The organism is Aquicella siphonis, assembly GCF_902459485.1.
Taxonomy (GTDB): domain Bacteria; phylum Pseudomonadota; class Gammaproteobacteria; order DSM-16500; family DSM-16500; genus Aquicella; species Aquicella siphonis.
In genome coordinates, this window is the sequence record NZ_LR699119.1 from 2199530 (window position 1) to 2221175 (window position 21646).

At 49.7% G+C, this 21646-nt stretch carries 19 protein-coding genes and 1 tRNA gene; 11 read left to right on the top strand and 9 right to left on the bottom strand.

What is annotated here, in order from left to right:
- The first annotated feature begins 2 nt into the window (after positions 1-2).
- The 8 genes from AQULUS_RS10170 to AQULUS_RS10205 all read left to right on the top strand — a co-directional run bounded on the left by AQULUS_RS10170 (position 3) and on the right by AQULUS_RS10205 (position 7695).
- On the top strand, positions 3-1109 hold the full coding sequence (locus AQULUS_RS10170) for a multifunctional CCA tRNA nucleotidyl transferase/2'3'-cyclic phosphodiesterase/2'nucleotidase/phosphatase (protein WP_148340042.1): 1107 nt from the start codon (positions 3-5) through the stop codon (positions 1107-1109).
- Positions 1110-1172: 63 nt separating this feature from the next.
- Complete coding sequence (locus tag AQULUS_RS10175; protein ID WP_148340043.1) at positions 1173-1970, top strand: DsbA family protein; 798 nt, start codon at positions 1173-1175, stop codon at positions 1968-1970.
- Positions 1971-2039: 69 nt separating this feature from the next.
- Positions 2040-2648 (top strand): DsbA family protein, encoded by a 609-nt coding sequence (locus AQULUS_RS10180; RefSeq protein WP_148340044.1) that lies wholly within the window; start codon positions 2040-2042, stop codon positions 2646-2648.
- 223 nt (positions 2649-2871) lie between these two features.
- On the top strand, positions 2872-4107 hold the full coding sequence (locus AQULUS_RS10185; RefSeq protein ID WP_148340045.1) for a M20/M25/M40 family metallo-hydrolase: 1236 nt from the start codon (positions 2872-2874) through the stop codon (positions 4105-4107).
- Positions 4108-4159: 52 nt separating this feature from the next.
- The gene (locus tag AQULUS_RS10190) at positions 4160-5413 is read left to right on the top strand and encodes a M20/M25/M40 family metallo-hydrolase (RefSeq protein WP_172622824.1); all 1254 of its coding nucleotides are present in this window, start codon (positions 4160-4162) and stop codon (positions 5411-5413) included.
- A gap of 195 nt (positions 5414-5608) precedes the next feature.
- A complete protein-coding gene (locus tag AQULUS_RS10195) occupies positions 5609-6484 on the top strand; it encodes a Kdo hydroxylase family protein (protein WP_148340047.1) in 876 nt (291 codons plus the stop codon).
- A gap of 45 nt (positions 6485-6529) precedes the next feature.
- Positions 6530-6844, top strand: coding sequence for a hypothetical protein (locus tag AQULUS_RS10200; protein ID WP_148340048.1), 315 nt, complete (start codon positions 6530-6532; stop codon positions 6842-6844).
- An 8-nt stretch (positions 6845-6852) separates the two neighbouring features.
- Complete coding sequence (locus tag AQULUS_RS10205) at positions 6853-7695, top strand: alpha/beta hydrolase (RefSeq protein ID WP_172622825.1); 843 nt, start codon at positions 6853-6855, stop codon at positions 7693-7695.
- Between the two features lie 170 nt (positions 7696-7865).
- On the opposite strand, the gene truB is transcribed toward AQULUS_RS10205, so the two are convergent.
- The 6 genes from truB to AQULUS_RS10235 form a co-directional block, all read right to left on the bottom strand.
- Positions 7866-8795 (bottom strand): tRNA pseudouridine(55) synthase TruB, encoded by a 930-nt coding sequence (truB, locus tag AQULUS_RS10210; RefSeq protein ID WP_148340050.1) that lies wholly within the window; start codon positions 8793-8795, stop codon positions 7866-7868.
- 93 nt (positions 8796-8888) lie between these two features.
- Positions 8889-9254, bottom strand: coding sequence for a 30S ribosome-binding factor RbfA (gene rbfA / locus AQULUS_RS10215; RefSeq protein ID WP_148340051.1), 366 nt, complete (start codon positions 9252-9254; stop codon positions 8889-8891).
- 3 nt (positions 9255-9257) lie between these two features.
- A complete protein-coding gene (infB, locus tag AQULUS_RS10220) occupies positions 9258-11885 on the bottom strand; it encodes a translation initiation factor IF-2 (protein WP_232051875.1) in 2628 nt (875 codons plus the stop codon).
- A gap of 86 nt (positions 11886-11971) precedes the next feature.
- Complete coding sequence (gene nusA / locus AQULUS_RS10225) at positions 11972-13471, bottom strand: transcription termination factor NusA (protein WP_148340052.1); 1500 nt, start codon at positions 13469-13471, stop codon at positions 11972-11974.
- A gap of 139 nt (positions 13472-13610) precedes the next feature.
- The gene (gene rimP, locus AQULUS_RS10230) at positions 13611-14138 is read right to left on the bottom strand and encodes a ribosome maturation factor RimP (RefSeq protein WP_232051876.1); all 528 of its coding nucleotides are present in this window, start codon (positions 14136-14138) and stop codon (positions 13611-13613) included.
- A gap of 30 nt (positions 14139-14168) precedes the next feature.
- A tRNA-Met gene (locus AQULUS_RS10235) sits at positions 14169-14245 on the bottom strand.
- Between the two features lie 166 nt (positions 14246-14411).
- On the opposite strand from AQULUS_RS10235, the gene AQULUS_RS10240 reads away from it, so the two are divergent.
- A complete protein-coding gene (locus AQULUS_RS10240; RefSeq protein WP_148340053.1) occupies positions 14412-15482 on the top strand; it encodes an FUSC family protein in 1071 nt (356 codons plus the stop codon).
- A 176-nt stretch (positions 15483-15658) separates the two neighbouring features.
- The gene (locus AQULUS_RS10245) at positions 15659-16348 is read left to right on the top strand and encodes a DUF3421 domain-containing protein (RefSeq protein ID WP_148340054.1); all 690 of its coding nucleotides are present in this window, start codon (positions 15659-15661) and stop codon (positions 16346-16348) included.
- A 147-nt stretch (positions 16349-16495) separates the two neighbouring features.
- Here the strand turns inward: AQULUS_RS10245 and AQULUS_RS10250 are convergent, their stop codons facing one another.
- The 3 genes from AQULUS_RS10250 to AQULUS_RS10260 are packed head-to-tail and all read right to left on the bottom strand — an operon-like array spanning position 16496 to position 20356.
- Positions 16496-17797, bottom strand: a complete 1302-nt coding sequence (locus AQULUS_RS10250; protein WP_148340055.1) for an ABC transporter ATP-binding protein — start codon at positions 17795-17797, stop codon at positions 16496-16498.
- Positions 17798-17802: 5 nt separating this feature from the next.
- On the bottom strand, positions 17803-19551 hold the full coding sequence (locus AQULUS_RS10255; protein WP_172622826.1) for an ABC transporter permease: 1749 nt from the start codon (positions 19549-19551) through the stop codon (positions 17803-17805).
- Between the two features lie 49 nt (positions 19552-19600).
- Positions 19601-20356 carry a pteridine reductase gene (locus AQULUS_RS10260; RefSeq protein WP_148340056.1) on the bottom strand — a complete coding sequence of 252 codons (756 nt, stop codon included), beginning with the start codon at positions 20354-20356 and terminating at the stop codon, positions 19601-19603.
- A 54-nt stretch (positions 20357-20410) separates the two neighbouring features.
- Here AQULUS_RS10260 and AQULUS_RS10265 point away from each other — a divergent pair, with 54 nt between their 5' ends.
- Positions 20411-21601, top strand: coding sequence for a class I SAM-dependent methyltransferase (locus tag AQULUS_RS10265; protein ID WP_148340057.1), 1191 nt, complete (start codon positions 20411-20413; stop codon positions 21599-21601).
- The last annotated feature ends 45 nt before the right edge of the window (positions 21602-21646 follow it).

Genomic DNA, 21646 nt, shown 5'->3' on the forward strand with positions numbered 1-21646 from the left:
ACATGAAAATTTATTTGGTCGGAGGGGCAGTACGAGATAAATTACTGGGCCTGCCGATAAAAGAGCGGGACTGGGTGGTGGTAGGCGCCACCAGCAACGACATGCTGGCCCTGGGCTATCGCCAGGTAGGCAAGGAGTTTCCGGTATTTCTTCACCCCAAAACCAATGAAGAATACGCTCTCGCGCGCATGGAACGCAAAGTTTTGCCCGGATACAAGGGATTCACCTTTGACACCTCGCCGGATGTGAGCCTGGAAGCCGATTTGCTCAGGCGTGATCTCACCATTAACGCAATGGCAGAGTCCGAGGACGGCACACTCATTGATCCCTACGGCGGCCGGCAAGACCTGAAAAATAAACTGCTGCGTCATGTCTCGCCGGCTTTCGCAGAAGATCCGGTGCGCATCTTGCGTGTAGGCCGGTTTCTCGCCCGATATGCGGAACTGGGTTTTAGCGTGGCAAATGAAACCATGGAGTTGATGCGCGGGATGGTTAACGCGGGTGAAGTCAATGCGTTAGTCGCGGAACGGGTCTGGAAAGAACTGGAACGCGCCCTGGGCGAAAAAAACCCTGAAAAATTTTTTGCGGTGCTGTCCGAATGCGGCGCTCTACCCATTCTTTTCCAGGGCCTGAATATCAGCGGACACGGAATGAATGCCTTGTTTTCAGCGGCACAGCTCTCCGCACCCCCCGTAGTACGCTTCGCTGCACTGCTTCATGATTTGCCGGACGCGAAACAAAACATCACGGCCATATGCCGCCGTTACCGCGCGCCCAATGAATACCGGGAACTGGCTGGTCTGACCGCGCAGTATTACCCGGCAGCACTAAATGCCCGATCAATGACCGCGGAATCATTGCTTGGCCTGTTGGGCGCACTCGATATTTTTCGCCGTGAAAAACGCTACCATTTGTTTTTGCAAACGTGTCAGGCCATCGCGGCCGCGAGAAAAATAGATTTTGACCTCTCATGGCTGGAGGCGGCCGCCCTAGCGGCAAAAAGCGTTCCTGTGCAAACACTAATCAATGAAGGTTTCAACGGTGAAAAGCTGGCGGCAGAACTCAGAAAAAAACGCCTGGAAAGACTGGAAAAATGGCTAGCCACCTAAGCAAACGGTTTGTTATGATCGCAAGACTGTCAATCCTTCTGAATAATATATGGAGATTTAGCAATGAAGTCTTTTGTCAAAACCAAGCTCGCCGTGTGCCTGATGGGCCTCGCCGCGCTGTCTTTCAATGCCGCCGCTGCCACCCAGAATAAAACAAACGCCCCGGCCGTAAGCCCGGCTGAAAAAGCCAAGATTGAAGAAGTCGTACATCAATATCTGGTCAGCCATCCTGAAGTCCTGGTTGAAGCCATGCAAGTCCTGCAGCAAAAACAATATGAACAAGCCCAGCAAACCGTCAAGCAGACCCAGCAAACTGCTTCTTCTTTCGCAAAATCCTTATTCCATCAGGCGAATGATCCTGTCGCCGGCAACCCCGACGGCAAAGTGACTGTTGTGGAATTCTTTGACTACCAATGCCCGCATTGTGTTGATATGGCTCCCGTCATGAGTTCCATTATCAAAGCCAATCCTGATTTGCGTGTGGTTTTCAAGGATTTCCCCATACGCGGGCCGGTTTCTGAATTTGCCGCGCGCGCCGCGCTGGCAGCGAACAAGCAAGGCAAATATGACGCCTTCTCTCACGCCCTGCTTACCTCCGGACAACCGCTGACCCAGGATTCCGTCCTGCAGACTGCAAAAACCATCGGCTTGAACGTGGACAAACTGAAAAAAGACATGGAAGACCAGAGCATCAAGGACCAGCTGAAGGCAAATATCAAACTCGCTCAGGATCTGAAATTGTTTGGCACACCCGCTCTCTTCATTGGAAAAACCAACGCCAAAGGCAGCGACACCATCAGTTATGTTCCCGGTTCAACTGATCAAAAACAATTACAAAGCATGATTGATCAGGTGAAATAACCAACAGGCGGGCGAGCAGCCGTCTCATTCCAGCTCTCCCGCCCTTCATTCATCCCAAAGGAGCACCCCATGATAACAAAATGCCTGAAGTACCTGATGTTTGCGTTTGGCTTACTCTTTTCACTCAATGCCAGCGCGGACGTGGTGAAATCATTGTTTCATCACGAGCAGGATCCTGTCGCCGGCAATCCCAAAGGCAGCGTGACTGTAGTCGAATTTTTTGATTATCAATGTTCCCATTGCATTAATATGGCCCCGGTGATTTCCGCCATCATCAAAGCCAACCCGAAAGTACGCATTGTCTTCAAGGAATATCCCATTCGCGGCCCCATGTCAGAAATCGCTGCCCGCGCCGCTCTCGCCGCCAACATGCAGGGAAAATATTATGAATTCAATCATGCGCTGATGACGACCAGTCTTGCCATGAATGAAAACAATATTCTCGACATCGCCAAATCCATGGGCTTGAATGTGAAGAAGCTGAAAAAAGACATGAACAGCAGCACAGTCACCAATGTAATCCAGGCGAATTATGCGCTGGCAAGAGAATTAAACCTGACCGGCACACCTGCGTTCTTCGTGGGCAAAACCAATGCGAAAGACAGCAAAAACCTGAACTTTACGCTGGGTGAAATGTCACAGACCGAACTACAAGACGCCATCAATCACGCCATCTGATTTTTATTCCCGCAAATTTGCCGGAAACTGACTCCAGGTTTCCGGCAAATATTATTTCCTGCCCGCGCCCCTTGCTTTTGCAAATCCGCCCGCATTGCGGCTCGCACAAACAATTAATTACTCAGCTCCGCTCATTTTCCTCTTTCCTCCCATATCCATTCAGAATAAATAATGTTATAAAACTTTGATTAATGAATTTCATCTTTCATGACAAGGAGAGCACATGCGTCGATCAGGCAAATTCTTTATTTGTACTTTTGCGTTAACCTTATGTTCGGCGCTGTCAATCCCCGCGCATGCACAGACAGGCAGCCAGCACATCATTGTTGCCCCCCAGTGCCTGCTGCAAACCATGCAAGGCGATTATAAAACTCTGTCTTCCCAGGATTCACTATCACTCCTCGCCGTGGATGAGGCCGGTATAAATCAGTTAATCCGGGCAAAACACCAGCAAAAAAAATTATGCGGCGGCTTCATGGACGTCACACGTGCCTGGCAGACGCATAAAATAAAAGGCTTGTCAGCGGCAAGTACCGCGGCGGCTTTTTTAAAAACTTATTCCGGCACAACGCATTCAACACTTGCGGCAAAAAACGTGAATTACACAATCCAGCATGAGGAACAAGTCCAGCAATTATTCAAACAAATCAATCCGCAAAACATGCTGGATTACCTAACCACGCTTACCGGCTTTCAGGATCGGTATGCCAATTCGGAACATGGCGTGAAAGCGGCCGGCTGGATCAAATCCCAAGTCGAAACAATAGCGGAAGAAAACCATCGTGATGATGTCAACGTCTATACCATCGCAACCGGCACCCGTTACAAACAGCCTTCCGTCATCGCGAAAGTAGGCACCTCAACCGGGCCAGGGGTAGTCATAGGCGCGCACATGGACACACTGAACGGCAGCTTCAGCAAGAAACCAGGAGCTGATGACGACGGAAGCGGCAGCGCCACTGTGCTTGAAACAGTGCGCACTCTCTTATCCAGCGGCATGCGGTTTAAAAAACCCCTCTATTTCATCTGGTACGCGGCGGAAGAAGAAGGACTGGTCGGCTCCGATTTCGTTGTCGCTGAGTTCAAAAAAAACAATATCCCCGTGGAAGCCGTCCTGCATTTTGACCTGACTGGTTATGCATACAGAAATGAACCCACCATGTGGCTGATTGATGATTATGTCAACAAGACCCTGGTAGATTTTCTCGGTAATTTAATTTCCAACTATGTGAAACAACCTGTCAAGCATACCCGATGCGGATATGCCTGCAGCGACCACGCGAGCTGGACACAAAATGGATATGCCGCAGCCATCCCTGCTGAAGCTGCCTATGAAAACTCCAATCCTGATATTCATACCACGCGTGACACCATGGACAAATTATCCGTTTCTCACATGACTGATTATTTGAAACTGGCTACAGCTTTCGCCGTAGAAGCGGCGGAACCCGTGACGTAATTTGAGTTCCACCACTAGATCGATGTTAATTATGTTACTTAAGGAGAATGTAATGTTGAAATCCGCTAAAAAAATAGCATTGTTTTCGCTAGGACTGCTCTCTTCAATTTCTCTCGCTGTGCATGCAGGGACTACCGAAGAACAACATGTTATCGTCGCTCCACAATGTCTCATCAAGAATGTCAATGCCTCATACAAGACACTTTCATCTACTGCCACCCTGGGTTTGATACAAACTGACAGCGCCGGTATTGACGCTTTCATTGAAGCGAAACACATAAAAACCGCCACACCCTGCGGTGGATTCATGGACGTGACAGAGTCCTGGAATGCATACCATCCCAAAAACATTACCGCAGGCAGCCGCGCAAAATCCTTCCTGAATCAATATGACAAGCCGCAGAAAAAATCGTTAACCCAAACAAGCACAAATTACGCCATACAATATCCGGATCAGGTGAACCAGCTTATCAGTCAGATCAATGCACAAGAAATGTGGACAGACCTCACCGCGTTTTCCGATACCAGCAAAACCCAGTTTCCGGACCGTTATGCAAACTCTGATACAGGCGTGAAAGCAGCGGAATGGCTGAAAAATAAAATCGAAACCCTGGCCAGAGACAATAACCGCAGTGACATCAGTGTTTATACTGTAGCAACCGGCACCCGCTACAAGCAACCTTCCGTCGTGGTCAAAATCGGCGAATCCACTGCGCCAGGCATAGTCATTGGCGGACACATGGATACACTGTCAAGTTCCTGGGAATTAAAACCAGGAGCCGACGATGACGGTTCCGGCTCCATGACTGTCATGGGCGTGGCGCGGACCTTGATTTCCAGCGGCATGCATTTCAAAAAACCCATTTACATTATCTGGTATTCTGCTGAAGAAATGGGTCTGGTCGGCTCCGGTTACGTGGTCAAGGACTTCAAACAGAAAAACATTCCGGTTGAAGCCGTCCTGCAATTCGACATGACGGGATATGCTTACAAAAATGATCCGACCATGTGGCTGATCACTGACAATATCAATACCAATCTGACCAATTACCTTGAAACACTGATCAAAACCTATGTCAAAAAACCAGTCGGCCGCACACGCTGCGGATATGCGTGCAGTGATCATGCCTCATGGAGCCAGGCAGGATTCACAGCGGCATTTCCATTTGAATCCTCATTTGGCAACGATGATCCTTATATCCATACCGCTCAAGACACCATGGATGTATTGTCTCTCAGCCATATCACCGACTTCGCGAAATTAGGCGTGGCATTTGCGGTTGAATTGGCAGAGCCTGTAGCTTAAACCCGCTTGATATATAAACCGGCTCACCTAAACAGTGAGCCGGTTTTTTATTCCACACCATACTGTCTGTGCCTGGCATAATGGAAGATCATATTTTGATCACATCGGGCTTCTTTCTTTCTGTTTGAATTGTTATCAGCCACTCAAGAAGGGTAGAATATTCTGTTTCAATGATAAATTGAATAGAGCCCACGTATGTTACAAACATTTTCAACGCAACAATGGAATGAACACTTTCCTGATTCAGCACAACAGCTTGCGATCCAGTCTCTGGAAAATGGCCGGCTTTTATTTTTCCCCAAACTCGCTTTTCCTTTATCGCCCGAAGAACAGCAATTCCTTTCTCCCGAATTCGCGGACCCGCATGCCAAAAACATCAGTTATCAGTCCGAGTCCAATAAACTATGGGGGGTACGGAATTTAACCGACAGTCAGCATCAACAATTAAAATCCATGCTGAACCGTTTTTCGCAGAATGCTTTTAGTCTGATCAAGGAAATACTCCCGCATTATGCAAGACAACTGATACTTGCAAGAACCAGTTATCGCCCGGTACAAATTTCCGGGCGGGTAACATCCTATCGAAAAGACGACAAGCGTTTGCACATTGATGCATTTCCCTCAGCTCCCAATCAAGGCAAACGTATTTTACGCATTTTTTGCAATATCAATCCTCATGAGCAAGACCGGGTATGGCGCACCGGGGAATCTTTTGACAAAGTGGCAAATCGGTTCATTCCGCAAATACAAAAACCCATCCGCGGCAGCGCGACACTGCTGCGCTTACTCAAAATCACTAAAAGTTATCGCACGCTTTATGATCATTATATGCTGCAAATTCATGACCGCATGAAAGCAGACAATGATTACCAAAAAAACGCAGATCAGCGCGAAGTACGTTTTCCGCCTGGCGCAACATGGATAGTGCAGACGGATGATGTGTCCCACGCGGCAATGCAAGGACAATATGTTTTGGAGCAGACTTTTTATTTGCCAGTGAAAGCCATGCAGGATGAATCGAAATCACCCTTGCGAATACTGGAGAAAATGCTGAATCAAAAATTGGTATGAGAAGTGTAACAATTATCATGCCAATATGCTCACAAGGAGGTTATCTTGCCTGAAATGTTGACAAAATATCCGGATACCGCGCTCAAGATCCTGAAAGACGCGAAAATCCAGTGCGGCAGCGGCGCCAAACAACAAATCCTGACCTGGTGTCCAAAAGAAAAATTTTGCGCTTTTCCAACAGGTGAAATGTGTATTTACGGCATTAGGGACATGCCTTCCATGATGCAAATACACACTCTCGATATTCTGTTTTTGCCGGGGACATTTCTCCCCCTGACAGCCCTGGCTGTGATGATATTTACATTAGGAATCCTGACCGGAATAAAACTCGGCGGGAAAAATTCGACTCACGGACGATGAAATATTCATTGAGTATTCTCATTACCATTATTTCCATCCTGCTGATCCTCTCTTTATGGGGATTTTATACCGCAATTTATCCATTCAAACTCACCAGCACTCTCACGCCAAAAAAATTTGGCCTGAGCTATGAAGATGTTTCATTCAAAACAAAAGATAATGTTTTAATCCGGGGATGGTTTGTTCCCAACCCCAATCCCAAAGCGCCAGCCATCATACTCATGCACGGTTATCCCGCTGATAAAGGCGATATCCTGGCTCTCACGCACTTTCTCCATCAAAAATATCATTTGCTTTACTTCGATTTTCGTTACCTGGGAAATAGCGGCGGCAGTCATTCCACTCTGGGTAAAAATGAAGTAATGGATTTGCAGGCAGCCATCCGGTTTTTAGTGACTCGAAACATTCACACCATCGGTATCTGGGGATTCTCACTGGGCGGCGCTGTCGCCCTGATGGCCGCTCCCTCCACTCCGGAAATCAAAGCCATAGTGGCAGAATCCAGTTATGCGCGGCTGGACTGGATAGCCAATGATTTTTACCGCATTCCGGTATTGAATCATGTTCTGGGCGAACTCATGCGTCTCTGGGGATGGATATTTTTAGGTTTTGACATTAAAAAAATCTCACCGGCGCTTTATGCGGAAAAAATTCATGTCCCTGTCCTTCTCATTCATTCCAGAGACGATGATGTGATTCCGTTTAAACATGCCTTATTGCTGCAAAATGCTTTACGAGACAACCCTCACGCGAAACTGCTGATCAACGACAGCGGCGGACATGGAAAACATACACAAAGCAATGACCAGGCTATACAGGATTTTTTCGCTGCCTACCTGCATGCGCAGTAAAAATGCACTCCCTCACTGTTCCCGCTTCTACGTGCCTCCTCAGGGTGAACGGTGGTGAAAATCCCGTTCGTGGTGAGGAGCCGCGTTAGCGGCGTCTCGAACCATGAACTCTGGTTATGGGCTCCCGCTTGCGCAGGAATGACGAGAAGGTGCGGGAATCCATCAGAATGTCAGGTCCCGGTACTATCCATGGCGATATCCTGAACCGCAAGCAGGCGATGTGGTTTGACGCGCCCGTCTGGCATAACTTCACCCATGCCAAGAAAGCGGGCGTCTTCTGATATCAGTCTAACCATAGTACTGTTAAGCGGGAAATTCGCCCTGACAGGCTGTCCCATGCGTAAATAAAATGCCGCTGAAGTAGATAACTGCACTGCTGGAAATGATTGCACGGCCGTCTCAACCGGTAACAGGCATGACAACAATGCATTAATGCCGCCATTTTCCGCGATGGATTCGAGCGCCGGCATGGTATACATAAGAGAATGACCATAAGGTGAGACTGCCGCTCGACGCAAGGCCGTCACATGCGCACCACAGCCTAAAACAGCGCCAAGGTCTTCCACCAGCGTGCGAATATAAGTCCCCTTGCTGCAGTGCACGCGAAAAATGATTTCGCCGCTTTCAAAATTGTCCAGAATCAGGGAAAAAATCTTGACGCATCGGGGCTTGCGTTCAACTTCAATCCCGCGGCGCGCGAGTTCGTATAACGGCTTACCCTGAACTTTAATCGCGGAAAACATGGGGGGGATCTGTTCAATTTCACCTAGAAACTGCGACATCGCTTCTTCAATTGCCTGTCTTGTCACATTCAATACCGGCCTGGTTTCCACAATTTCACCCTCGGTATCACCTGTCGTGGTGCGAATCCCCAGCTTGGCAACGACATAATATGCCTTGTCCGAATCCAGAAGAAATTGTGAAAATTTAGTCGCTTCGCCAAAGCATAGAGGGAGCATGCCTGTTGCGATGGGATCCAAACTTCCCGTGTGCCCAGCCTTTTTGGCGCAAAACAACCGTTTGATTCGCTGCAAAGCGCCATTTGAAGTCATGCCGGAGGGCTTATCCAGCAAAAGAATACCGTGTATCTGCCTACGCATGCGTGGTCTGTCCTGTTTTGTGAATAATGCCAGATCAGCTCCTGGCTTCCCGTTTCTGATAAGTTGAAAATCGTCGCACAATGACGGGTGCTATTATGATTTTTTTTCTTTTTTGACTGCCGAATCAATCAATTGTGAAATCCGGAACCCATGCGCTGTTGATTCGTCATAAACAAATTTCAATTCCGGTACGACTCTCAAATCCACTTCGCGGGCCAGATGATAGCGCAGGGATTTTGCAGCGCGATTCAGGGCCAGCACTGTGTCCTTGATTTTGGCATTTTCATCCATTAACACGCTGACATACACTTTGGCGTAAGAGAGATCGCGAGTCACGCTGACGCCTGTCACTGTGACCAGCCTAAATCGGTCATCAGTCATGTCTTGCAGCAATAATTGTGCCAGGGCTTTCTGAAGCAGGTCCGCCACACGCTGAGTACGATCAAAGCCTCGCTTCATCTTTTAGATTTCCCGCCTGACTTCGATTTTTTCAAATACTTCTATTTGGTCGCCCGCCTTGATGTCATTGTAGTTTTTCACCGCGATACCGCACTCCATGCCATGACGAACTTCCCCGACATCATCTTTGAAGCGCCGCAGTGATTCCAGCGAGCCTTCAAAAATCACAACATTATCACGCAATACACGAATGGGATAATTACGTTTGATCACGCCTTCCGTCACCATACATCCGGCAACCGCGCCCGTCTTGGAAGACCTGAACACCTCACGCACCTGGGCAAGACCGAGAATCTTTTCATGAATTTCGGGAGCCAGCGCGCCGCTAATGGCTTTTTTGACCTGATTAATCACATCATAGATGATGTTATGGTAATGCACGTCTACACTGTTAGTTTCCATTAATTTGCGGGCTTCCGCATTCGCGCGCACGTTAAATGCGATAATGATCGCCTTGGAAGCAATGGCAAGGTTCACATCGCTTTCATTGATGCCGCCTATGCCGCTGGAAAGAATATTGACTTTGACTTCCGCGCCGGACAATTCTGTCAGAGCTTGCTTCAAGGCTTCGATAGATCCCAGCACGTCTGCTTTCAATACAATGTTAAGCGTTGTGGTAACGGTTTTTTCATCTTCGATACGCTGCAATAAATCTTCGAGCTTGGGAGCGTGCCTGGCCAGCTTGGTCTCGCGGGCCTTGGTCTGACGGAACAATGCCACTTCACGCGCGCGCTTTTCATCCGGAACAATAATAAAATCATCTCCAGCCTGAGGAACACCGGAGAGACCCAGAGTTTCAACAGGAATGGATGGCCCGGCACTGTCAATCTGCATGCCGTTTTCATCAAATAACGCGCGAATGCGTCCATATTCCAAGCCAGCCAGTATGATGTCACCCTTGCGCAGCGTGCCCTGCTGCACCAGCACACTCATCACCGCGCCGCGGCCGCGATCAAGCCGTGATTCAATCACGACACCCCGGGCCGGACAATCCACAACCGCCTTGAGTTCCAATACTTCAGCCTGTACCAGTACCGAATCCAGGAGATTATCCACACCCATTCCGGTTTTGGCGGAGATAGGCACAAACATGGCATCGCCGCCCCATTCTTCAGGCACCAGGCCGTGTTTGACCAGTTCATTCTTGACGCGATCCGGGTCTGCTCCGTGTTTATCCATCTTGTTGACGGCAACCACTATGGGTACGTTTGCGGCTTTCGCATGTTGAATAGCCTCAATGGTTTGCGGCATGACACCATCGTCCGCTGCCACCACCAGAATCACGATATCGGTTAACTTTGCGCCGCGGGCGCGCATGGCAGTAAACGCAGCATGGCCGGGGGTATCCAGAAAGGTAATCGTACCTTTGGGAGTCTGCACATGATAGGCACCGATATGCTGGGTGATGCCGCCCGCTTCGGAAGCCGCCACTTTAGTTCGGCGGATATAGTCAAGCAGCGTCGTTTTACCGTGGTCCACGTGTCCCATGATGGTAATGACGGGAGGCCTCGGCCTGGCTTCACCCTGGACTTCCACTGACTTGGCCAGTGCTTCTTCCAACGCATCCGAACTGACCGCCTTGGCTTTATGTCCCATTTCTTCAACCACAAGAATGGCGGTATCCTGGTCAATAATCTGATTAATGGTGGCGATGATCCCCATTTTCATCATAACCTTGATGACTTCCGCAGCCTTGACAGACATTCTCTGGGCCAGCTCGCCCAGATTAATAGATTCCGGAACTTCCACTTCGCGTACGACAGGCGCCGTTGGTTTGGTGAATGCCTGGACTTTAACCTTGATGTGGGTGCCGGAACGGGATTTGCCAGATTTTCTGAAAGCCGTGTCAAACGCATCCTCATCCTCAACTTTGAGCACACGGCTTAAATCAGCGCCTCGCGCCAGGAGTGATTCAAAATTTCGCTCGCTGTCGCGCGATGTATCGCGTGATTTCTTTTTCTTTTTAACTTTTTCACTTTCCGTTTCATCCATTTCATCAAGAGCACGGTGTTTTTCCTTGCGCTTGACCGCGCCCAGCTTGGATTTGTCTTCTGCGGCCTCATCCGCGGCTGCCGCTGCGGGTGGAGTTTCTTCGGTATAAGTAGCAACGGTTTCGACTAAAGCGGGCGCCGCCGGTGTTTCTTCACTTACACCCTGGACCGAAACGTTATTATCAGACCTGGATTCCACAGCTTGCGGCGAAACAGGCGCAGCGGCATTTTCAACTTCCACCACTGTCAGTGCTTCGGGCTTTTCAACGCCTTCTTCCGGTTTGGCCTTTAATTCATCTTCTGTCAGGGTGCGCTTGACATAGGTACGTTTTTTCCGCACCTGAATACTGACGGTCTTGCCCGGACCATGCGACCCGCCCAGTTTGATTTCACTGGTTTTAGCCCGTCTCAATACTATTTTTTCAGGGGCATTGTCTTGTTTTGCGCCATGGTGCTGCTGAAGATATCGAAGCAGCTTTTGCTTTTCATCTTCACTGACGGAATCGTTAATGCTCGCAAAATTGATGCCTGCATCTTTAAATTGACCCAGCAGGCGGTCAGGCTTGACGCCAATCTCATCAGCAAATTGCTTTACTGACACGCCATCTTTTTCGGTATCTTGTGCTACTTTTTTCACCACGCGAGCCTGCCTCCAACGTCAGAGGTACGAGGATAAAAGACAGAACATTGAATATATCCCGTTCCAGTCTCTCTCCTTCCCTCTTCCTAAACATCATCAAACCATATTTTACGAGCTGTCATAATCAGTTTTGCTGCATTTTCTTCATTAAACTCTCCTATTTCCAGCAAATCATCAACAGACTGTTCAGCCAGATCTTCCCGTGTCACGACGCCGTGGCTTGCCAGGATATAAGCCGTATGTTTATCCATGCCTTCCATTTCAAGAAGGTCTTGCGCAGGCTCAACTTCCAACGCCTGTTCTTCGGCAATCGCCTGGGTCAACAAGGCTGCTTTCGCGCGCTCACGTAACGCATTCACCATGGATTGATCAAAACCATCAATTTCCAGAAGTTCCTGCACTGGCACATAGGCAATTTCTTCCAGCGAAGAAAACCCTTCACTTGTCAGCACTTCAGCCACACCTTCATCCACACCCAGTTTTTCCTGAAACAGTTTTAATACCTTTTCTCCCTCCGCCGCTGATTTGGCGTGCGCCTCTTCCTCGGTCATCACATTCAGTGTCCAACCTGTCAACTCGCTGGCCAGCTTGACATTCTGGCCGTGCCGGCCAATCGCCTGGGACAGCTGGTCCGCTTTCACCGCGATATCCATTGTATGGGTATCTTCATCAACAACGATAGATGCCACTTCAGCAGGCGCCATGGCATTAATGACCAGCTGCGCCGGATTATCATCCCATAATACGATATCGATGCGCTCGCCGCCCAGCTCACCGGATACAGCTTGTACACGGGAGCCGCGCATACCGACGCAGGCACCGATAGGATCGATACGGCCATCATTGGTTTTGACCGCGATCTTGGCGCGCGATCCAGGATCCCGTGCCGCCGCCTTGATTTCAATAAGTTCCTCGCCAATTTCAGGCACTTCAATTTTAAACAATTCAATCAACATTTCCGGACGTGTGCGGCTCACCATGATCTGCGGGTTTTTTGTTCCATCCGAATGGATGTCATACAGATAGGAGCGCACGCGGTCACCCATACGCACAGCTTCATGCGGAATCATTTCAGAGCGCGGCAGCAATGCCTCGGCGTTGTTGCCAAGGTCCAGCACGATAAAGTCACGGGTCACTTTCTTAACTGTGCCCATGATAAGCTGGCCCAGTTTTTCCTTGTAGGCATTCACAATCTGGGCGCGCTCGGCTTCGAGCACCTTCTGGATAATCACCTGCTTGGCTTTTTGCGCGGCGATACGGCCGAATTCTATGGATTCCATCGGCTCGAGTATCTGTTCGCCAACCTGGGCATGCACATTCATTTTCCGGGCTTCGCTTAACGCGAGCTTGGACAGTCCCCCGTCGCCTTCTTCATCTTCCATTGCATCATCAATCACCAACCAGCGACGGAAGGTGGAATAGTCGCCCGTTTTGCGGTTGATCTCGACTTTGACATCAATTTCTTCATCCGCTTTCTTTTTCGTTGCGGTTTCCAGGGCGGCTTCAATCGCCTGAAAAATAACTTCTCTATCCACACCTTTTTCGTTGGACACAGCCTCAACGACTAATAAGATTTCTTTGTTCATAGAGCGACCCCGCACATCATCCAACACTACTTTAAATATACTGAGAAATACGCTCCCAGCCCTCCCTCTCCCGTCCCGCACCGCTTCTTTGCCGATCAGGCAAAAGCGCCCGGAAAAGGAACTTGTCCTGTTTCTTCAATCATTTAAAATGGACATCACCAATCAAATTCGCCTTGTCTATGGCAGAAAAAGGCAACACAACTTCCTGCCCGGTCTCCTGGACAAGGAGATAAATATCTTCCCCCTCAACTCTCTGCAAGACGCCTTTATACTGTTTGCGCTGGTTGACCGGCGAATGCAGCCTGATCTTCACGAGCTTGCCAACAAACTTGCGAAAGTGCTCAAGTTCAAATAACGGCCTGTCTATACCGGGCGAAGAGATTTCCAGGGAATACCGCCCCTGAATGGGATCTTCAACATCCAGCATGGCGCTGACCTGATAACTGACTTGCGAGCAATCGTCCAGCGTCACTCCGTTTTTACCGTCAATATAAATGCGAAAAACCATCTGCCGGCCTTGCGGTAACAGTTCGCACCCCACCAGTTCATAGCCCATGGAACCTATCAGTGTAGCCAACCGCTCATGCAGTACGGGATCAATCTTTCTCATGACTCGTTTCCCGATACAAAAACGGGTTTTTGACCCGCCATAAACAAAAAACCCCATAAGGGGTTCCTGTGTTTTTTGCTTTTAATTTGGTAGCGGGGGCAGGATTTGAACCTACGACCTTCGGGTTATGAGCCCGACGAGCTACCAGACTGCTCCACCCCGCAGTAACGGTCGCTATTCTATTAAACTTTTACATTTCGGGCAAGCAAATATCATCTCAATCCCGATATTTGCGCGCTTTAAGCGCCCAAAAACCTGGCATTAGCATATGTCACCCCCCGACAAATATGATATTTTGATACAAACACTCCTGGCTGGCGAGTTTAATCCGTGCTGAACAGATTCATCGATATTGAGCGACTCATACATAGCACCAAGACCGCAATCGCATGCGTGATTGGCATTTTTTTATTTAATCTGATCGGAATCCCAGCCGCCCAGTGGATAGTCATTACCGTCATTGTCGTCATGTGCGCGCAAATCTATGTAGGAAGCGTCATGCAAAAGTCCTATCTGCGGTTTCTGGGAACACTGATTGGCTGCCTGTTCGCCGCCTTCACCCTGACTGTCGCGGGCAGCAGCAAACTTGCCATCATGGTGACAGTCACTCTGTCCAGCTTCGTTTTCAGTTATATAGCAACAGGGCGCGAAAATCTGACTTATACAGGAACGCTGGGAGCGGTTACCACCGCCATCATCATGCTGAACGTACAACCCACCTTGTTCGTGGCAACCCAACGCTTCCTGGAGATCAGCGCCGGCATCCTGATCGCAGCAATCGTTTCGCAATTCATTTTACCTATTCACGCAAGCACCCATTTGCGGCGCGCGCAGGCAAAAACACTGGAACAGCTGCGAGATTACTACATCCGGTCGATGATCAACCATCAGCCAGGAGAACAAGACCAGGACTACCAGGAACTGGATGAAAACATAGTCAAATCACTGCTCAAGCAGCGCCAACTAGCCAAGGAATCCAGATCCGAACCCCTGGGATCCGACTTTGATCCCACTCATTTCATGCAGTCACTTTATTGTGAGCGTGAAATGCCGCGCGCCATCACCTTCATGCATAATGCCATCAGCCACGTGAAAAAAGCCGCTGTGATATTTCATCAGATGCCTGGCTCCCACCAGTTTAATGAAACCATTATCCAGTCATTGAATACCCTGATAGCCGTTATCGCCGCGGAAGAAGCGCCGCAAGACCACATCCATATCCCCTCCCTAGAACCGCTGAAAGAGGAATTACAAAAACATATCGAAGCCCCGACCCGGGAGGAATTGATTTACGTTGACGGCCTGTTGTTTTGCGCAGAAGTCTTATTAAACAGCCTGGCCAGGCTAGCCGCGCTTTACCATGTCAACATCTACGAAGCCGGGAATCAGGCTCCCGCCTAGGGGCTATTGATATTTCGTGGAATTCTTGCTTATTTGCTAAAAATCGATCAGAATTTACCCGCATGTACCCGCATGCTTGTCGGGGCAACGCAAGGATTTAAGGCGCCGCCCTCATTCACCATACCCCAGCCTGGAAGCTGATATAGTCCTATTCATTTCAGATTTTCGGAGGCAAAATGAAAGCCAGAGTGATTTACCTTGCATTGAGCAGTTTATGTATCGCCGGAGTCGCCGGCACCGCTCAAGCTGAAGATTATTACAGCAGCCAGAATCCGGGCGGAGGATATACATCCTCAGCATCCGCCTCTTCAGGCTATTACAGCAGCTCTTCCGATCACCATAAAGAATACAAAAAAGAACGAGACAAGGTTTCCATCTCGGTCAATCTTCCCTTCCGCCAGGACACTTACATTGTCAGCAAGCATGGCCGTCCTCATCACTACCGCGGCCCGGAATGGGTAGGAATGTATTCTGGCTTGCCGCTGCCCAGCCACGCGGTTGTAGGCGGTGGACAATCTTTTCCGCCCGCATCGCTGTTTGTCTGCCGCGGCAATTATCGCGGCGGCGTCCATCCGGGAAAACTCTACAAGGGGAGATGCAACATCGGATGGGGCGGCAACGAAATCGTACTGTCTCACTACGAGGTATTGACCAGCCGGCGGCCGTTGACCTGGGTATCCGCCAGCTTCGGAAGAATTCCGGCCGGTGCAATTCAGGGCGGCTATCAGCACGACGGCCCATTGTTTGTTTGCCAGGCTGATTATCATGGCGGCACGCATATTGGAAAAGTGGTCGGCCAAAATTGCAATTTTGGCTGGGGCGGAAGGGAAATCACCATCCCTTACTACAATGTATTGGTAGGCTAATCATTAATGAGGGACGCCAGGTTTTGACCTTATAGCGGCCGGATTGCGGAAGGCAATCAACCTGCCATGGACGGCAGGTCCGGAGCCAAGGTATAAAATATGGCATCTCTCATCTCAATAAAGCACGCCAGGCTTGGACCCCGGAACTTAGTGCGGATTCTCCAGACTCAACACCCCGGAATTGTAATCATACGCAAACAATTCCGCATAGCGCCCCCACTCAATCACCGTCCTCAACACACGCTCCGCCTCGCTTTCGGACAAGTAATCCTCCAGCAGCGAAAGATAGTTTTCTTCCAGCGCGCGGTGCCGGGGGTGGCGAATCAGCTGATCATAAATATAGCGCGCCAGCGGGACATATTTTTTGAGGTGGATAGAAAATATTTTTTTACGCTCCAGAATGTCTGCATCAACAAAGGCCTTACCTTCGTCCGTGATGGTGATATCACCCTTAGAAACCCTGGCGAACCGCAGGATTTCCAACAATTCCGTCAGGGGAAACAAATCGTCGATATCCAATGTCAAGGTATCCGCAACATCTGGCAAATCCATTTTGCCCTGATGTTCGGGAGAATTAAGCAATTCCAGCAGACCGGTCACTTCCGCGATACTGGCCTCGGGCAGCCGGTAACCAATATCGATGGCCGTGTATTTTGCAGCGCCTTCCTGGGCTTTTTCGTCCTGGGGCTGGGTTGTCATCAAGGTATAGACTCTATCGACCTGGTTCCGAAAACGCGGGTCAAGATCGTTGCGCGGGAAAGGCAGCGTCACTTTCAGGTCTGATCGAATAGTTCCCGGGTTGCTGTTAAAAACAATAATGCGGTCAGCAATGGTAATAGCTTCTTCAATACTGTGGGTGACAAACACAATTGAATTTAATCCCGTCTTCTTGCTTTGCCACAAATCAATGAGATCACTTTTCAAATTATCCGCCGTCAAGACATCCAGGGCAGAAAATGGCTCGTCCATTAGCAGCACATCCGGATTCACGACTAGTGCCCGGGCGAACCCCACACGCTGGCGCATGCCGCCGGACAATTCCTTGGGCAAGGCTGATTCAAAGCCATCCAGACCAATCATATCGATCGCCTTGATTGCCCGATCACGCCGCTCATCGCGGTCCACACCCAGAGCCTCCAGTCCTAATTCCACATTTTGCAGCACAGTGAGCCAGGGAAGCAGCGCGAAAGTCTGAAACACCATGGAGATCCCGCGCACCGGGCCCAGGACTGACCGTCCACGATAACTAACCCTGCCGTTGCTGGCGTTGATCAATCCGGCAATAATGCGCAACAAGGTGGATTTTCCTGATCCCGATTTTCCCAGAATAGCGATGATCTCACCTTCATAAACCTTGAGATTAATATCATGCAAGACCAGTAATTCCTGGCGGTCACCCTTCTTGAATGATTTTTCCACGCCAGTAATTTCAATAATGGGCCCGGACATAAACCCTACTCCAATAAAAATCGATTGACTGAATAGCTATAAAGCGGCCGCCACACCAGGCGATTAAACACCAGCACCAACAGACACATCATACCAATCCCCAGCGCAATTCTGGGAAAATTCCCCGCGGCCGTATATTGAGTAATGTAAGCTCCCAATCCGGTTGCAACCAGTGTTTCATCTCCCCAGCTGGCCACTTCAGCCACAATGCTCGCGTTCCAGGCTCCTCCGGCAGCCGTAATCGCGCCGGTAATATAAAACGGAAACACGCTGGGCAATAACAGGCGGCGCCAGCGCTGCCACCCTGTCACCCCAAAATTATCCGCAACTTGCAAAAGATCTTTGGGCATGCCGGAAGCGCCGGCAATCACGTTAAACAAAATATACCATTGCGAACCCAGGATCATGAGCGGCGTCAGCCAGATATTGGGGCTCAGATGATAGGTTACGATAAAAACAACAATAAACGGATATAACAGATTCGCGGGAAATGCCGCCAGAATTTGCGCGACCGGCTGAACAAACCGCGCCGCTTTCGGTCTTAAACCAATCCACACTCCTACCGGAACCCAGAACAGGGAACAAAGCACAATCAGCACCACCACCCGAAACGCCGTCACCAGTCCCAGGAGAAAGACATGCCTGATTTCAGGCAGCGAGATGTTATTGAAAATATAACTGGATAAAAAAACCAGGGCCCCGGCGCCGATGATAAATGTGGAAACATTGTATATCAGCGCTATCCAGCGCTCATTCAGCGGACGCCCTGAAAGCACGCCAGACTGTCCTACAGAGCTGCGGAAAATCCTGATATTGACAAACATATCGAATAACTGAGCCACTTTGCCGCCAAGATTTCTCACCATACGCGTGCGCCGGAACAAGTCAATCACCCATGACTCGGCGGCCGCATCGGTATTCGCGCTTTCGCGCTCCGCTTTAAATCTTTCCGCCCACGCCACCAGCGGTCTGAACAAAAGCTGGTCATAAATCAGGATGACGATTAACATCGCGAGAATCGCATAACTGATGGCGCGCAAATTAGCCGCCTGAATGGCCACGGCAATATACGAACCGATTCCCGGTAAAAGGATTTTCTGATTGGACACTGTGATCGCTTCCGTAGCGACAACAAAAAACCAGCCCGCTGACATTGAAGCCATGGTATTCCATAATAATCCCGGCATGGAAAAAGGCACGTCAATCCGCCAGAAACGCTGCCAGGCAGACAAGTGAAACATTCGCGCCGCCTCCTGCACTTCGGCCGGCACGGAGCGCACGGTCTGATAAAAACCCAGCGCCATGTTCCATGCCTGGGAAGTAAAAATAACAAAGATCGCGGCACATTCCGGCCCTAACAAACTGCCGGGAAACAAGCCTATGAATCCGGCTACCGTCACTGACAAAAATCCGAGAATGGGAACAGACTGCAGGACATCGATCACCGGAATGATAATTTTTTCAGCCCGGCGGCTTTTTGCCGCCCATGTCGCGAAAGTAAATGTAAACAGGATAGACACACATAACGCGATCAGCATGCGCACAACTGTGCGAGAAGCGTAAAACGGCAGGTTGGAAGGATTCAGGGAGATGGGAATCACCTGCCCCAGATGATAAGGCGTTGCCATCTGTTTTGCTGTCCAGGCGAAAAACGAAATAACAGCGAGCACAACCAGCAGTGCAAGCATGTCCCAATAATTGGGATACATCCTCGCACGATACGCGGTCATAAACGTTGTCCGTAAAAAACTCATGCTCACAACCCGCCTTTAACCGGTGAAGAGTTTGGTTTCAACCAGTTTATCAATTGCATGTTCCGCGCCCGCCGTCCACATCCAGAACCTGTCCGGTCACATACCCCGCGTCACGGATGAAAAATAATACGGCTTTCGCGATATCTTCCGGCGAACCCGCTCTTTGCAAGGCAGTCTGGTCTACAATTTTCGCCTTTTCTTCTTCAGACAAGGTGTTTTTTCCTTCCGGCCATAAAATGGCGCCTGGCGCCACGGCGTTAACACGCACTCTGGGACCCAGCTCCTTGGCCAGCAGCCGTGTCATCATAAGTAAGCCGCTTTTTGATATACAATAGACTGAATAATTTCTTAATGGGCGTTCTGCATGAATATCGGTGATATTCACTATGCAGCCCTGAACAGCCGCAAGAGCTGACGCCGCCGCCTGGCACAGAAAAAAAGGCGCCTTGAGATTACTGTTCATCAAATCGTCCCAGGCATATTCCGTCACTTCGCCAATTGGCGTACTGTAAAAGCGTGAAGCATTGTTAACCAGCGCATCGAGACGTCCCCAGGCATCCAAGGCTTGCTGAATCAGTATTTTTTCACTTTCCGCTTCCAGCAGGTCCGCGCGCAAGGTGACCGCCGAGTGTTCCCGGATATGGTTTAACTGCTGGCAAAGGCCAAGCGCCCCTTCTTCGGAAAGGTTATAATGCAGCACAATATTCATGCCTGCCTGATGGAGGGTACGGGCGATTTCCGCGCCAATACGTCTGGCCGAACCGGTTACCAGAGCGACTTTAGAGGCCAATGGGTTTTTTTGCATGGCATAATTCCTTATGATAAGCCCTCTTGAATAGAAGTAATATTATAGACCTTTATGAATACAATTTACGATCTTCCCACGCCCGGGAAAGCTGATTTAGAGCGAAGTAAAGCATTAAGCGAGCGCATACGGCAAGAAATAGATGTTCAAAACGGCAAGATTTCTTTTGAAACATTTATGAGTCTCGCGCTGTATCATCCTGTATTAGGCTATTACAATTCCGAATCCTTCCGCCTGGGCCGGCACGGAGACTTCACAACCGCGCCAGAAATCTCGCCGTTATTCGCAAAATGCTTTGCGCGGCAGATCCGGCAAATCACTGCTTCCATGGGCAGCCTCTCGCTGCTGGAAGCGGGAGCAGGGACGGGACGCTTCGCCTGCAATCTGCTGCTCGAGCTGGAGCGGCTAGACTGCCTTCCGGAACATTATTATATTTACGAACTCAGTTTGCCGCTGCGGGAAAAGCAGCGTGCCTGCCTGCAAAAAACCTGCCCTGATCTGGCACGGCGCGTCACCTGGCTCGACACGCTTCCTCTCAAATTCAAGGGAATCATGATTGCCAATGAAGTGCTGGACGCCTTGCCGGTACACTGTTTTTATGTGGATAAAAACAATATTCAGGAGCGATGCGTGGGGTGGGAGAAAAATGCTTTTGTCTGGCGTCAAACCGAACCATCGTCCAGATTGCTCGCAGAAAAAGCCCGGAGTTTACGTGACACCTGCTCGCTGACTGAGGGTTATACGTCAGAAATCAATTTGCGTATGCTGTCATTTATCGGCTCGCTCGCCGATGCGCTGGAACAGGGAGTGATCCTGCTCGCGGATTATGGTTATGGACAACGTGAATACTATCACCCTGAGCGCCGTCAGGGCACCCTGACCTGCTTTTACCAGCACCATCGTCTGGACAATCCCCTGATTCTGCCCGGCTTGCAGGACTTGACCGCTCATGTCGATTTCACCAGCGTCATAGAATGCGCGTCTGATCATGGCTGTCGTCTTTTTGGTTACACTTCTCAAGCCGCATTCCTGATGGCAAATGGATTGCTTGACCTCGCTGCCGCGGAAGAAAAACGCCTCACGCCCGCAGAAGAATTCCAGCTTCATCATGCGATCAAGGTCTTGACCCTGCCTACCGAAATGGGCGAGCTCGTCAAAATCATGGCCTTGGGCAAAGAATTGGATCTGCGTCTGTCGGGGTTTGATTTACAGGACAGGAGACGTGAATTACAGGTTTGTGTATAATCCCCCGCCTGTCATGGACAGGAAACCATTCCAGCCGGCCCGGGA

Coding starts and splice junctions, on each gene's coding strand:
- truB (WP_148340050.1), bottom strand. CDS start 8,795: ATGCGTAGGCAGATACACGGTATTCTTTTGCTGGATAAGCCCTCCGGC.
- AQULUS_RS10255 (WP_172622826.1), bottom strand. CDS start 19,551: ATGAGTTTTTTACGGACAACGTTTATGACCGCGTATCGTGCGAGGATG.
- AQULUS_RS10265 (WP_148340057.1), top strand. CDS start 20,411: ATGAATACAATTTACGATCTTCCCACGCCCGGGAAAGCTGATTTAGAG.
- rimP (WP_232051876.1), bottom strand. CDS start 14,138: ATGGGGTTTTTTGTTTATGGCGGGTCAAAAACCCGTTTTTGTATCGGG.
- AQULUS_RS10245 (WP_148340054.1), top strand. CDS start 15,659: ATGAAAGCCAGAGTGATTTACCTTGCATTGAGCAGTTTATGTATCGCC.
- AQULUS_RS10175 (WP_148340043.1), top strand. CDS start 1,173: ATGAAGTCTTTTGTCAAAACCAAGCTCGCCGTGTGCCTGATGGGCCTC.
- AQULUS_RS10260 (WP_148340056.1), bottom strand. CDS start 20,356: ATGCAAAAAAACCCATTGGCCTCTAAAGTCGCTCTGGTAACCGGTTCG.
- AQULUS_RS10190 (WP_172622824.1), top strand. CDS start 4,160: ATGTTGAAATCCGCTAAAAAAATAGCATTGTTTTCGCTAGGACTGCTC.
- nusA (WP_148340052.1), bottom strand. CDS start 13,471: ATGAACAAAGAAATCTTATTAGTCGTTGAGGCTGTGTCCAACGAAAAA.
- AQULUS_RS10180 (WP_148340044.1), top strand. CDS start 2,040: ATGATAACAAAATGCCTGAAGTACCTGATGTTTGCGTTTGGCTTACTC.
- rbfA (WP_148340051.1), bottom strand. CDS start 9,254: ATGAAGCGAGGCTTTGATCGTACTCAGCGTGTGGCGGACCTGCTTCAG.
- AQULUS_RS10185 (WP_148340045.1), top strand. CDS start 2,872: ATGCGTCGATCAGGCAAATTCTTTATTTGTACTTTTGCGTTAACCTTA.
- AQULUS_RS10170 (WP_148340042.1), top strand. CDS start 3: ATGAAAATTTATTTGGTCGGAGGGGCAGTACGAGATAAATTACTGGGC.
- AQULUS_RS10250 (WP_148340055.1), bottom strand. CDS start 17,797: ATGTCCGGGCCCATTATTGAAATTACTGGCGTGGAAAAATCATTCAAG.
- AQULUS_RS10195 (WP_148340047.1), top strand. CDS start 5,609: ATGTTACAAACATTTTCAACGCAACAATGGAATGAACACTTTCCTGAT.